General features: G+C 74.8%; 7 protein-coding genes. 2 read left to right on the top strand and 5 right to left on the bottom strand.

Annotated elements, in window-relative coordinates:
- Positions 1-90: 90 nt before the first annotated feature.
- The 4 genes from ACFZDK_RS46940 to ACFZDK_RS46925 all read right to left on the bottom strand — a co-directional run bounded on the left by ACFZDK_RS46940 (position 91) and on the right by ACFZDK_RS46925 (position 5,216).
- On the bottom strand, positions 91-1,443 hold the full coding sequence (locus ACFZDK_RS46940; RefSeq protein WP_390982978.1) for a PrsW family glutamic-type intramembrane protease: 1,353 nt from the start codon (positions 1,441-1,443) through the stop codon (positions 91-93).
- A gap of 10 nt (positions 1,444-1,453) precedes the next feature.
- The gene (gene trmB, locus ACFZDK_RS46935; protein ID WP_390982975.1) at positions 1,454-2,335 is read right to left on the bottom strand and encodes a tRNA (guanosine(46)-N7)-methyltransferase TrmB; all 882 of its coding nucleotides are present in this window, start codon (positions 2,333-2,335) and stop codon (positions 1,454-1,456) included.
- A 54-nt stretch (positions 2,336-2,389) separates the two neighbouring features.
- Positions 2,390-3,610 carry an L-2-hydroxyglutarate oxidase gene (gene lhgO, locus ACFZDK_RS46930; protein ID WP_390983231.1) on the bottom strand — a complete coding sequence of 407 codons (1,221 nt, stop codon included), beginning with the start codon at positions 3,608-3,610 and terminating at the stop codon, positions 2,390-2,392.
- Between the two features lie 181 nt (positions 3,611-3,791).
- On the bottom strand, positions 3,792-5,216 hold the full coding sequence (locus ACFZDK_RS46925) for an MFS transporter (protein ID WP_390982972.1): 1,425 nt from the start codon (positions 5,214-5,216) through the stop codon (positions 3,792-3,794).
- A 759-nt stretch (positions 5,217-5,975) separates the two neighbouring features.
- On the opposite strand from ACFZDK_RS46925, the gene ACFZDK_RS46920 reads away from it, so the two are divergent.
- Together ACFZDK_RS46920 and ACFZDK_RS46915 are read left to right on the top strand one after the other, a co-directional pair.
- Positions 5,976-8,054, top strand: a complete 2,079-nt coding sequence (locus tag ACFZDK_RS46920) for an asparagine synthase-related protein (RefSeq protein WP_390982969.1) — start codon at positions 5,976-5,978, stop codon at positions 8,052-8,054.
- A gap of 341 nt (positions 8,055-8,395) precedes the next feature.
- Entirely contained in the window at positions 8,396-11,722 is a 3,327-nt protein-coding gene (locus ACFZDK_RS46915; RefSeq protein ID WP_390982966.1) for a BTAD domain-containing putative transcriptional regulator, read from the top strand.
- On the opposite strand, the gene ACFZDK_RS46910 is transcribed toward ACFZDK_RS46915, so the two are convergent.
- Complete coding sequence (locus ACFZDK_RS46910) at positions 11,709-13,562, bottom strand: sigma-70 family RNA polymerase sigma factor (RefSeq protein WP_390982963.1); 1,854 nt, start codon at positions 13,560-13,562, stop codon at positions 11,709-11,711. The two genes, ACFZDK_RS46915 and ACFZDK_RS46910, sit on opposite strands and share 14 nt — an antisense overlap.
- Between the last annotated feature and the right edge of the window lie 369 nt (positions 13,563-13,931).

Here is a 13,931-nt window from a genome sequence, read left to right as displayed (position 1 = left end):
TCCCTTCCGCCGCAGCGGCGCCCAGCCGCGGCGGCGGATTCCGGCGGTGCCCACCGGCCGTACCGGCCGTACCCCCGACCCTGGCCCCTCCTACGTCCGGTACGGGTTGTACGACGGGTACGGCACCGCCGTCCCGTACCACCCCGGCCCCCCGTAGGCCGGCGCCGGAAAGCCGGCGTACCCCGGCCATCCGCTCGGTGCGGCCGTCCGGGCCGCGTAGTCCAGGGCCGGGCGTACCAGCTCCCGCCGGTTCCACAGCTCGGCCAGCAGTTCCCGCTCGCGGACCACGAAGTCGGCCCCGGCCCGCCCCCGCTGCCCCCGGCGCCGCAGCAGCGCCAGGGTCGTCGCGTACCCCTCGTACTCGGCGACCGCCCGCCCCGTCGGCTTGCCGAAGTGGTACGCGGCGTACTCCCGGGCCATCTGCCGCGCCCGCATCGACCCGAGGACGAACGGCTCGGCCGCCCCCAGCCACCCCGCGTACACATACGCCGGCAGCTCCTCGCGCACGGTCCGCAGCTCTCGCTGCCGCGTCCAGACGGCCAGCCAGGTCAGCAGCCCGAACATCGGCACCATGAACATGCCGTACACGGCGAAGAACCCGAACTGCCCGAACGTCGAGGACCCGTTCCAGAACGCGTGCATGCTCATCGCGCACAGCAGCCCGCCGACCGGCACCAGCACGCGCCGCGTCCGCTGCCGGTCGGCGGAGAGCGCGGCGAGGCCGAAGCCGATGCCGGTGAAGACGGTGAACAGGGGGTGCGCGAAGGGCGACATGACGATGCGCACGAAGAAGGTCGCGGCGGTCACGGAGGCGATCCCGGTGCCACCGGTCAGCTGGTCGGTCCCGAAGGCCGTACCGAGGTAGAGGATGTTCTCGGTGAACGCGAACCCGGTGGCGGTGACCCCGGCGATCACCACCCCGTCGACGATCCCGGTGAAGTCCCGTCTGCGGAAGAGGAAGACCAGCAGCACGGCGGCGGCCTTGGCCGACTCCTCGACGATCGGCGCTATCACCGTCGCCCCGAGAGTGTCCGCGCTGCTCGGATCCGCGGTGGCCGTCGCTATCCAGCGGGTGGCGAAGCTGTTGGCGACGATGGCTATGAGCGCGGCCGCGCAGGCTCCCCAGGCGAAGGCGAACAGCACGTTCCGCCAGGGCCCCGGCTGGACCCGGTCGAGCCACCGGAACGCGGCTATGAGCAGTGGCACGGGCAGCACGGCGAGCCCCAGCCCGACGAGGAAACCCTCCGTGCCCGTCTGCTCCCGCACCAGCGCGAGGATGACCAGCCCGGAGAGGGCGAGCAGGGTGCTCAGCGCCCCGTACCGCACCCAGCGCCGCTGCCACCAGCGGGGATGCCGCAGACCGTCCCCGGCGGGGTCCGGCGGATACGGCGGACGTGGCGGATACGACGGATACGACGGGTACGGCGGCGGGTAGCTGGCCACGGCATCGACCCTAACGAGGTGACTCCAGTCGGTGCTGCTCGCTCTGCCGCACCCGATGCTGTACGCGACGGAAGAGCAGATCGTTCACCACATGTCCCTTGTCCAGTCCCTGACCCTCGAAACGGGTCAGCGGCCGGTGCCCGGGACGTGGCGCGAAACCGCCCTCGGCCTGTGTGTTCTCGAACTCCGGGTGCGCGGTGAGCACATCGAGCATCTGCTCGGCGTACGGCTCCCAGTCCGTCGCGCAGTGCACGACCGCCCCGGGCCTGAGCCGGGTCGCGGCCAGGTCGAGGAACTCGGGCTGGATCAGCCGCCGCTTGTGGTGCCGCTTCTTGGGCCAGGGGTCGGGGAAGTACACGCGCAGCCCGTCCAGCGAGTCGGGCGTGAGCATCTCCCGCAGCAGGATGATCGCGTCGCCGTTCCCGACCCGGACGTTGGACAGCCCCTGCTGGTCGGCGAGGTTGAGCAGGTTCCCCTGCCCGGGGGTGTGCACGTCCACGGCGAGGATGTCGGTGCCCGGGTCCTCGGCGGCCATCTGCGCGGTCGCCTCGCCCATCCCGAACCCGATCTCCAGCACCACCGGGTTGGCGTTCCCGAACAGTTCGGCGAGGTCGATGACCCGCTGCCCGTCGATGTCCAGCCCCCACTTGGGCCACAGCCGCTGCAGCGCGTCGGCCTGCCCGGCGGTCACCCGGCTGCGGCGCGGCTGGAAGCTGCGGATCCGCCGCTCGAAGTGCGACCCGGCCGGATCGGCCTGCGGGCCGTCGGGAAAGCGCGGCTCCCCCTTGGCCCGGGTGTGCCGGACGGACACACCGGGGGCGTGATGGGAGCCGGCGCCGGGGACGGTCTCGGCGGGCTGAGGGGTTTCGGGGGCATTGAGCGAGTCAGACACAGTGAAGTCGATTTTACGGCCCCCGCCGCGCCCCGGACGGCCTCCTGGGCGGGCTCACACCGAACCCAGCATCTCCAGCGCCCGCCGCGCCACCTCCCGCCCGATCGGCAGCGAGGCCGTCGCCGCGGGCGAGGGCGCGTTCAGCACATGGACCGCCCGGGCCCCCTCCTTGATCAGGAAGTCGTCGACGAGCGTCCCGTCCCGCAGCACGGCCTGCGCCCGCACCCCGGCCGCGGCCCGCATCAGGTCCCCGTCGTCCACGGCGGGCAGCAGCCGTCGTACGGCCGTCGCGAACGCGCGCTTCGACACCGACCGGCGCAGCTCCCCGCCCCCGTACCGCCAGTGCCGCCGCGCCAGGGTCCAGGAGCCCGGCCAGGCCAGCGTGCCGGCCACCTCCCGGGGCCGGACGACGCCCCAGCCGTATCCCTCGCGGGCCAGCGCCGGCACCGCGTTCGGCCCGATGTGCACGCCTCCGTCGATCCCGCGCGTGAGATGCACGCCGAGGAACGGGAACGCCGGATCCGGCACCGGGTACACCAGCCCGCGCACCAGCTCCGGCCGCGCCAGCTCGTAGTACTCCCCGCGGAACGGCACGATCCGCATCTCCGGGTCGTCGCCGGTCAGCCGTGCGACCTCGTCGCAGTGCAGCCCGGCGCAGTTGACCAGCACCCGGCCCCGGACGACGTCGCCACCGGTCGTCCGGACGGCGACCCCGAGTTCCGGCCGCCGGTCGATCCGCTCGACCCGGGCGCCGTAGCGGATCTCCGCGCCCGAGGCCGCGCCGAGCTGCCGCGCGACCCCCACGAAGTCGCAGATCCCGGTGGTCCCCACGTGTATGGCGGCGAGCCCCCGCACCTCGGGCTCGTACTCCCCGATCTGGGCGCCCCCCAGCTCCCGCACCGGTATCCCGTTCTCCCGGCCGCGCTGCACGAGCGCGTGCAGCCGGGGCAGCTCCGCCCGCTCGGTGGCGACGATCAGCTTGCCGGTGACGGCGTGCGCGATGCCGTACTCCGCACAGAACTTGACCATCTCGGCGGCACCCTTGACGGCGTACCGCGCCTTCAGCGACCCCGGGCGGTAGTAGATCCCGCTGTGGATGACCCCGCTGTTCCGCCCGGTCTGATGCCGGGCCGGCCCGGCCTCCTTCTCCAGCACGGTCACCCGGGTCCCGGGCGCGGCACGACTGATCGCGTACGCCGTGGACAGCCCGACGATCCCACCCCCGACGACGAGCACATCACAGTCGTAAGCAATCCCGGCCCGCACCTGCACCACCTCCCACGTCCGATAGTGCACTGCGCCACTGACAGCCACTTCAAACGCGCGGGATGGCAGCGCGCCCCGTCAGGGACGCGGGGCTGTATTCGATATGCGGCTACCGCCGCGTGGGCGCGACCAGCTCCTACGCACCCGCACGCGCTCTACGACCGGAACCCAGCAGACGCCCGCGCACCCCTCACGCCGGCGCCATCAACAACGGCCGAGCCCGCTCGCGCAGCTCCACCACCCTCGGCTCGTCCCCGTACGGCTCCAGCCGATGCAGCAGATCCTTCACGTACTCCGTGGTCCGCGCGGACGATATCCGCCCGGCCACCTCCACGGCCCGCACCCCCTGCTCGCAGGCCGCGTCGAGGTTCCCCGACTCCAGCTCCGCGACGGCCGAGACGACCAGCCGCAGCCCGTGCGACCGCACGAACTCCTCCGTCGGCTTCGACAGCGCCTGCTCCGTGAAGCGCCGCACCTGCCGGGGCGCCTTGAGATCGCGGTAGCACTCGGCGGCGTCGGCGGCGAACCGGTCGTAGCCGTAGAAGCCGAGCCAGGAGGGATCGTTGTCCCCCTCGCGTGCCCGCTCCAGCCACCCCTCCGAGGCCTTCAGCGCGGCGCCCGCCGCCTGTGCGTCGCCCGCACGCGCGTGCGCCCGTGCCTCGACCAGCCGGAAGAAACTCATGGTGCGGGCGGTGGCCAGCCCCCGGTTGCGTTCCACGGCGGCCTGCGCGAGATCGACACCCTCGTCGCCGAACCCGCGGTACGTCGCCTGCAGGGACATCGATGCCAGCACATACCCGCCGAGCGGTACGTCGGCCGCCGCGCGGGCCAGCCGCAGCGCCTGGATGTAGTACCGCTGCGCGGCCTCCTGCTGCCCGGTGTCGAAGGCCATCCACCCGGCGAGCCGGGTCAGTTCGGCGCTCGCCCCGAACAGCGCCCGCCCCACCTCGTCGGAGTACGCGCCGAGCAGCAGCGGTGCCGCCTCCACCCGTAAACACTCCGGCACCATCGACGAACGCCAGTCGCCGCCCCCGTACTTGGAGTCCCAGCGCCTGGCGTCCTCGGCGGCCTCCCGCAGCTTCTGCACATCGCTGTGGCCGACTTTGAGCGCCGCGCCCGCACCCTCGGCGCTGTTCGCCTCGCGTGCGACCGAGCTGTCGGCGGGGGTTATCAGCCAGCGCGAGGCGGGCGTTGCGTATGCGCTTACTGCGAACGATCCGGCCAGCGACTGCCAGATGCCGCCGGTACCGGCCCGGCGGCCGGCGAGGTCGAGACGGTACAGCTCCGTCGCCGACCGCACCGCCTGTCCGACGTCTCTGGGGAAGGCGAGGCCCACTTCGGGCGCGGGGTCCGCGTCCGCCAGGCCGATCTCGTGGAGCGGCACCGGGCGGCCCAGCTTCTGGCCGATGGCGGCGGCGATGAGGTGGGGCGCGGCGCCCTGCGGCACCATGCCCTTCGACACCCAGCGCGCCACCGACGTCTTGTCGTAGCGAAGAGTCAACCCGCGTTGAGCGCCAAGATCGTTGACGCGTCGCGCGAGTCCTGCGTTGCTGATTCCCGCGAGGGCGAGAACGGCGCCGAGCTTTTCGTTCGGCCCGCGTTGCTCCCTGGACATGCGCCACCCCTCGACACAGACGGCTGCCGCGCTGGCATAACCACGCGGCATTCGTAAACCCAGCGTAGTTCGCCGCATCCCAAGCGTTAAGGGGCATTGTTCCGGATGGCGGGATTGTGGTCCGTACGCGAGTGCGGCCCATGTACGCACCGTGCACGGCACGTCGCGACGTGCCCCCGCCGTGTGGCCGTGCGCCCGTCCGTGCGCTCTTCTCCGGCCATCGGGGGAGCGGTTCCATGATGGTGCGTGGGTCGGCCCGCTGTACTGGATCCAGTGGGCTGGGGGACACCGCCACCTACATCCCCGCGGGTGGCGGACCGGTCCGGGAGGCGATGCCCGCCTCCCGGACTGTGCGCGTTCAAACACACGCGCGGGCGATGCGCAAAGCATGTACGGAGCGTGCGCAAGGCCGTCCAGGCTTCGCCGATTTGGCTGAAAATCGCCCCCACCTTTTGCGGGCGATCAACGCTCCTACCACGGGAATTGAGGGCGCGAAGGGCGTTCTGGGGGAGCGTACAGGGGGCGCATTCGCGTCGCAGTCGCCGGGCGCCGTACGGCAGTCGGCTTCCGCCGCGACCCCTTCGCAGATCCTCCTCGGCCCTTCCGCGGCACGCGCGCGTGGGCCGGTCCTGCGGCAACTCCCCGCAATCTTCCAGGGATCAAAGGCGGCCCCACCATCCCTCCGGAGCGCGTCCTTCATGGCAGCATGGGGACCCGGTTCGTACCGTGCATGGTTGTCCACAGCCTGTGGAGGCGTCGATGCGGTGGTTGGTGGGATGGAGCAGCACCGCCTCCGGTGCCGCCACGATCGGCTCCGCCGGCGCCATGGGCCATGACGGCGAGACCGTCCACCCCGTCGGCTCCCAGCTGCTGTGGGGCGACCCCGATCCGCTCTGGGCGGTCGGCGACTGGCGCCTCGACGAGGTCCGGGTCGTCAAGGCCGACGCCCAGAACCGCATCGCCGTCCTCGGCACCTGCGGCGCCACCGACGAGGAGCTGCGCCTCGGCCTCTTCACGGCGCGCGGGGGCGCACTCCGGCATCTGACCGCCTGGCCCGGCAGCTACACCGCCGTCGTCCAGGTCGGCCGCCGGGTCACGGTCTGCGGCGACCTCGCGGGCGCCCGCCCGGTCTTCTACAGCCCCTGGGCAGGCGGTACGGCCTACGCCACGGCCGCGCTGCCGCTCGCCGACCTCATCGAGGCCAACCTCGACTACGGCCACCTGGCCGCGCTCCTGGCCGCCCCCGACGTGCCGGCCGCGGTGCACGACTCCACCCCGTACGAGGGCGTGCGGCGCATTCCGCCGGGGCATGCGCTGATCCTGCGCACCGGGGCGCGCGAGATCGCCGGGTACGAACCGGTGGCCTCGCTCGCGGTCGCGGCCCCCTCCGCCGACCCCGACCGTGCCGTGGACGCCGTACGGGACGCGCTCGTAGACGCCGTACGCGCGCGGCTGTCGGCACCCCGGCACGTCCCGGACATCGACCCCGGTCCGGTGCCCGGAATGGGCCCCGCCGAGCGGCGCGCGGCGCGCGGGATGCCGGTTCCGGGCATCGGCGCCGACCTCTCCGGCGGCCCGGCGTCGGGCACGCTCGCGCTGCTGGCCGCCGGACTGCCCGGCATGCCCGGCACGGTCCTGGGCCACGGCACGGGCGCCGGGGAGCGGCTTCTGGCCGTCACCTTCAACGACCTCGCCGTGGGCGGCCGCGAGGCGGAACTCCAGCGCGCGGGAACGCTGGCGGCCAACCCGCGCCTGCACCACGTGGTGGTGACCGGCGGGGAGGAGATGCTCCCCTACGCCGACCTCGACGGCCCCCTGACCGACGAACCGGGCCCGTCCCTCGTCCACGCGGCCAGGCACCGCGCCCGGCTCGCCGCCGGCAGCGCCGACCACTTCACCGGCTACGGCGCCCGCCAGGTCCTGGACGCGCACCCCGCGCGCCTCGCGGACCTGCTGATGGACCGCAAGCGCCGCCACCTCGTCCGCCCGGTCGCGGCGCTCGCCAAGGCCGACGGCTCCGTGCTGGTCCCCGCGCGTGTGTACGGCGCGGCGCGGCGCCTGGCGCGTACGCCGTACCGCGAGGGCGTCGAGTCCCTCGCCGAGCGCCTGCTGCGGCGCCGCTTCGACGATCCCCCAGGCGCGGTGGGCGCGTCCCTCGCGGCGCTCTCCTGGGCGAGACCGGGCCCTGCCGCCCGCTGGCTGACCGGGGAGGCCCTGGCAGAAGTATCGGTTCTGCTCCAGGGGGCGGCGAACCGCTCCGGCGTCGGACCCGGACAGCGCCCCGGAGACTACCGCGCGCGTGCCGTGCTGGCCCGGCACGCCGCCGACATCCGCGTCCTGGAACAGGCCGCCGAGATCCGCTCCCAGCGCCTGCACGCGCCCTTCCTCGACAACCAGGTGGTCCGCGCCTGCCGCGACCTCCCCGAAGCGCTGCGCGTCCAGCCGGGGGCCCGCGCGGCCATCCTCCGTACGGTCCTGGAGGGCGCCGGCGTCACCGACCTCCCCCCGGGCTGGGGCGCCCCCTCCCACGCCTCCTCCGCGGCCGCCACCCGCACGGGGCTGCGCGTGGCCGCCGACGACCTGATCGCCCTCTTCTCCACGCCGTTGCTGGCCCAGGCGGGCCTGGTGGAGGCACGCGTGGTCCGCAAGGCGCTCCGCGCGGCGGCGGCGGGCGAGCCGCTGCCGCTGGACGGCCTGGCCGACCTGGTCTCCCTCGAACTGTGGCTGCGCCGGCTCCTGTCCCGCCGCGGCACCTGCTGGACGGGAACGCCGGCACGCGCGCGTGCGGTCCCTGCGGGGATTCGGCCGATGCGGGGGGCGTTGGCGTCGGGGGCGTGATCCTCCCGGGGGGCGAGGATGAACGGGGTGGGCGCGGCAGTCGTTCGGCCGCGGGTTGGTGGGGGCTGATCGCGCAGTTCCTCCCCCAGCCTTCGGCCGGGGGGACCCCCAGCGCCCCTTAGGGGGCGCTGTCCAGCCGCTTCTCCTCAGCCGTGGGCGCCGCGCCAGCCGCCTTCCCCAGCCGCGGGCAGGCGTGCCGCAGGGCGGCACGGGTGGGCGCGGGCGGCACCCTGCCAGCGCCGGTAAGCGTCCCCACCCCTCAGCCCCCGCCCCGGGCAACCCCTCAGCCCCCGCCGCCGAAACCCCGTGCCCCGCTCCCCCTCCCCGACGACAATGACCCGGTGCGGTACCGAATCCTGGGCGTAACCCAGGCCAACGACGACCAGGGCACCCCCATACCCGTCGGCGGCCCCCGCCTCCGCGCGCTGCTCACCCTCCTCGCCCTGCACCCCACCCGTACCCTCACCCCGGAGACCCTCATCCAGGAGGTCTGGGCGGCGGACGACGACCCGCCCCAGGACGCCCCTGCCGCCCTCCAGGCCCTCGTCGGCCGGCTCCGCCGTGCCCTCGGCAGGGACTCCATCGCCTCCGGCCCCGGCGGCTACCGCCTGGCGGCGAGCGAGGACGACGTCGACCTCCATGTCTTCGGACGGCGGGTGGGCGAGGGCACGGCCGCCCTCGCCGCCGGCGACCCGGCGACGGCCCACCGCCTGCTCACCGAGGCCCTCGCCCTGTGGCGCGGCCCCGCCCTCGCCGACCTCCCCGACCGCGCCGCGGCCGCCGCCCGCCCGCAGGCGCTCCGGCTGGAGGCCACCCGCGCCCGGGCCGACGCCGCCCTCCGCCTCGGCCGCGCCTCCGACGCCGTACCGGAACTGACCGAGCTGACCGTCGTCCACCCGTACGACGAACCGCTGCACGCCCTCCTCATCCGCGCCCTGCGCGACACCGGCCGCCCGGCGGACGCCCTCGCCGCGTACGAGACCGCCCGCCGCACCCTGGCCGAAGGCCTGGGCACCGACCCCGGCCCGGAACTCCGGGCGCTGCACGCGTCGTTGCTCAAGCAGGAACCGGCCCCGCTCGGCGCCCCGCCGCCCCGCACCGGCAACCTCCGTCCACGCCTTACCTCTTTCGTGGGCCGGGAACCCGAACTCAAGTCCGTTCGTTCCGAATTGCACAGGGTCCGCCTCGTCACCCTCACCGGACCGGGCGGCTCCGGGAAGACCCGTCTCGCCGAGGAGGCCGCCGCCGGCCGCCCGCAGGCATGGCTCGTCGAGCTCGCCCCGCTCGACCGGCCGGAGGCGGTGCCCGGCGCGGTGGTCAGCGCCCTCGGTCTGCGCGAGACCGTGCTCCTGACCAACGAGCTGTCCACTCCGCAGGCCGACCCCGTGGCCCTGCTCGTCGAGCACTGCGCCCCGCGCGACCAGCTCCTGATCCTTGACAACTGCGAGCATGTCATCGAAGCGGCGGCCGCCCTCGCCGAGACGCTGCTCACGCACTGCCCGGGGCTCACGATCCTCGCCACCAGCCGTGAACCCCTGGGCGTCCCCGGCGAGTCGGTGCGTCCGGTCGAGCCCCTCGCCCCGGAGCAGGCGCACCGGCTCTTCGAGGAGCGCGCCGCCACCGTCCGGCCCGGTGCCGGCACCGCGCCCGGCGACCGGGCGGCGGTCGACGAGATCTGCCGCCGCCTGGACGGACTGCCGCTCGCCATCGAGCTCGCGGCGGCCCGGCTGCGGCTGCTGACGCCCCGGCAGATCGCCGACCGGCTCGACGACCGCTTCCGGCTGCTCACCGCCGGCAGCCGCACGGTCCTGCCCCGCCAGCAGACCCTGCGCGCGGTCGTCGACTGGTCCTGGGACCTGCTCGACGAGCGGGAGCGGACGGTCCTGCGCGAGGTCTCCGTCTTCGCCGGCGGCTGGGACCTCGCGGCGGCGGAGGCCGTGTGCACCGGCCCGGCCGCCGACCTCGTCGGAGCGCTCGTCGACAAGTCCCTGATCGTCGCCGCGCCGGACGCCCCGGACAGTCCGGACGGCACCGGGGGGATGCGCTACCGCATGCTGGAGACCATCCACGACTACGCCGTGGAGCGGGCCGCCGAGGTGCCCGGGCTGCGTGGCGCGGCCGAGCGGCGGCACCGCGCGTGGGTGCGCGCGCTGGTGGCGGAGGCGGAGCCGAAGCTGCGGTCGGCGGAGCAGCTCCCGTGGATCCGCCGCCTGGAGACCGACCTGGACAACATCCGCGCGGCCCTGGCCCGTGCGCTGGACGCGGGCGACGAGGCGGGGGCGGGCCGGATCGTCCTCGCCGTCGGCTGGTTCTGGTGGCTGCGCAACTACCGCCAGGAGGCGACGGGCTGGGTGCGCGCGGTGCTGCGCCTGGGCATCGCGCGGGACGCCCTGCCCGAGGACGCCGGCCCGGACGAGCTGCGCGCGGCCGCCGAGGCCGCGGATCCGGTGGGCGCCCTGCTGGCCGCGCCGCGGGCCGAGGCCGGGCATCCGCTGTACGAGCTGCGCATGGACCTGCGGCTGTTCGACCTGTTCCTGACGTCCGAGTCCGGCGGCTCCCCGGACCTGGTGACGGACGAGCGGGCCCTGGAGTACATCACGCTCGTGCGGGCCTCCTTCGAACCGGGCGGTCCCCGGGCCGCCCGGCTGCCGGGCATCATCTGGCCGCTGACCGCCTGGTACCTCGGCAGCCCGGTGGACGTCGGCCCCGACCTGTCCTCCGTCGTCGCCAACTGCCGGGCGCACGGCGGCGACTGGGAGGTCGGTGTCACCCTGATGTACCGCACCCATGTCCTGGTCGACTCACCCGGCAATCTGCGCGGCGTCGACGAGGACCTGGCCGAGCTGCGGATCCTCAGCCGCCGGGTGGGGGACCGCTGGATGCGCGCCCAGGTCTGCAGCGCTGCCGGCGAGGCGGACATGGCACGCGGCAGGTTCGCGGAGGCGGCGGGCGAGTACGAGGAGGCACTGCGCCTCGCCCACGAGGTGGGGGCGTACGCGGAGAGCCCCTTCCTGCTCGCCCGGCTCTCCGAGATCGCCTTCCGCTCCGGCGACCGGGCGGGCGCCGAAGCCGCCCTGGACCGGGCGGCCGAGGCCTCCGACCGGTACGGGGTGGCGGAGACGAAGGCGTACGTGGCCGTGCTGCGGGCGCACATCGCCCTGCACAACGGCGACCTGGCCCGGGCGCGCGCCTGCTACGAGACCGCCCGTGCGACGACGGTGGGCGGCCCCGCGCCGCCGCAGTTCATGGCGGCCTTCCACGCCGTCGAGGCCCTGCTCACGGCGATGGAACAGGGCCCCGCGCGGGCTCTGCCGATCGTGGCCGGGGCGCTGCGCGAGGCGGTGCAGTACCGGTGCGCCGAGGCGATCACGTCGGCGCTGGTGGACATCGGCGCCGACCTGCTGGCCCGGCTCGGCGATCTGGCGGGCGCGGTACGGCTGTTCGCGGCCGCCGACCGATGGCGGGACGGCAGCGCCCGCCCCGAGCCGGAGCGCGGCCGTGCCGAGGAGGTCGACCGGGCCGCCCGCGCGGTGCTGACCGCGCGCCGGTACACGGCCGAGCGCTCGCGCGGTGCCGCCTTCGCCACCGAGGACGTCCTGCGCGAACTGAGCAGGACGGCGGCCCCCAGTGGCGCGGGCGGTACGGGCAGTACGGCTACCGGCAGGTGAACTTCGACTCGGCCCAGTCGGCGAGCGCCCCCGTGTCGAAGGGGCCATGCGGTTCGACCTCCAGGCGCACGGTCCTGCGCCCGGCGAGGTTCACCTGGACGGGTACGGCGGCCTGTCCGCCCTCGACCACCCCGGACCGCCACAGCCGCACCCCGTCCGCGTAGACGGCGAAGGTGACCTTGCCGAGGCCGAGCGTCATGTCGTCCACACCGGCCAGCGCGTCGTAGGCGGTGCACTGCCGGTTGAGGTCGATGGTGACGGAGGACCGGCCGTGCACGGTGACGCCGTGCGCGTACTCCTTGTCGGCGACCGTCACGCCGTACCGCTGCCAGACCCAGCTGCTCTCCCCGAGCCGCATCTCGGGCCGGGTGCCGTCACCGGTGAGGTCGAAGCTCAGCTCGCTCCACTCGTAGACCACCGGGGCCGGCGGCGGCGTGGGCGTCGGAGTGGCGGTGGGAGTCGGCTTCTGGGACGGCGTGGGCGTCGGGGTGGGAGTCGGCTTCGGGCTCGGCGTGGGCGTCGGGCTGGGGGTCGGTGTCGGGGTGGGCGTCGGGGCCGGCTCGGGGGCGAGCACGACCGGCTCGGGTTGCGGCTTCTTCTTCGACGGGGCGGGGGCCGGGGTCTCGGGCTGGACGACCGGCGCGGACGGGGCGGGCTCGGCGACCTTCTTGGCCGGGTGGCTGTCGTTCGCCAGGGCGAGGACCACCGCGGCGACCGCCGCCGCCACCACTCCGGCGGCGATCCCGGCCTTCACCGGCGCCCCCAGCCCCTCCGAGGCCGCGCCGCCGCCCGCCCCGCCGGACGAACCGCTCGCCGCGGCGGCCGCGCCCGCCGCCCCCACTCCGGCACCACCGGCGACGATCCCGAGCGCCTTGGCGTAGCCGGCGACCCCGAACCAGCCGATGACCGCCACCGGTACGACGGCCGGGATTCCGGCGGCGACCTCTTCGACCTGGGCGGCGGCCAGCCGGCACTTGGCGCACTCCTCCAGATGCTTGCGCAGCCCCCGCTCCGCGCGGATGCGCAGCTTGCGGCGGGCGTAGCCGCCGAGCTGGTCGGCGTAGCGGGCGCACTCCTCGTCGTCGATGAGGGAGGCGCTCACATGGGCCTGGAGGTAGGCCTGCTTCAGCCCCTCACGGGCCCGGCTGGCAAGGACCCGGGTGCCGTTGGCGTCCAGCCCGAAGAGGGTGGCCACCTCGCTCGGCGACTCGTCCTCGACCTCGGTGTGCCACAGCACGGCCTGCCAGCGCTCCGGCAGCGAGCGGAACGCCTGCATCGCCATCGACTGCTCGGCCTCGTGCATCGCGAGCACATCGGCGCCGAGGTCCAGTGTGTCGTCGTCGGACACCTCGGAGCCGCGCGAGGCCTGCGCCGCGAACAGCGCGAAGTCGTCGACCAGCTGCTCACGCCGGGCAGACTTGATCCACTGCGCCGCGACCCGCCGCACCGAGGTGAGCAGATAGGCGCGCACGGCGTACTCGGGCCCGGTCCCGCCGCGCACCGCCTGCAGCATGCGGGCGAACACCTCGGCGGTCAGGTCGTCGGCGGTGTGCCCGTCCCGGCAGCACGTCCGCGCGTAGCGCCGCACCGCGTCCGCGTGCCGTCGGTACAGCTCCTCGTACGCCGAGTCGTCGCCGGCGCGCATCCGCTGGATCAACTGGCTGTCGGCGGGCGGCAGCTCCCGGGGCGGCGGCAGCACACTCCCGCCCCGCTGTGCCGGAACGTTCCCCTCCGGGGCTTCGCCGACGGGCGGCACCCGGGCCCGCCCGCCCTGCCTGGGCACCTGCGGCAAGGCCGTCTCGTCACCGACGGACGACTCGTCCCACCCGTCAACGCTCATCGCGGATGCCCCCGATACCTGCCCAATCCGACCGAATCACCGGGTCAGACTGCCACATTGGCTTTTGTTCAGGACCTGATGGGCCAGACCTACCACTCGTCCGAGCGCACTTGTCAACACGCAGATCCAACAATCACCCGCAAGGGGAAACCCCCACTGCCGGCCCCGTAAGCTGTCGCGCCCCAAAGGGGCGCGGGGGGGGGGGGGGGGGGGGGGGGGCCCCCCCCCCCGCCCCCCCCCCCCCCCCCCCCCCCCCCCCCCCCCCCCCCACGCCCCCCCCCCCCCCCCCCCCCCCCCCCACACCCCCCACCCCCCCCCCCCCCCCCCCCGCCCCCGCCCCCGCCCCCGCCCCCCCCCCCCCCCCCGCCC

The sequence above is a fragment of the Streptomyces sp. NPDC007901 genome (genome assembly GCF_042959465.1).
GTDB lineage: Bacteria > Actinomycetota > Actinomycetes > Streptomycetales > Streptomycetaceae > Streptomyces.
This window is presented reverse-complemented; position numbering and strand designations above follow the sequence as displayed.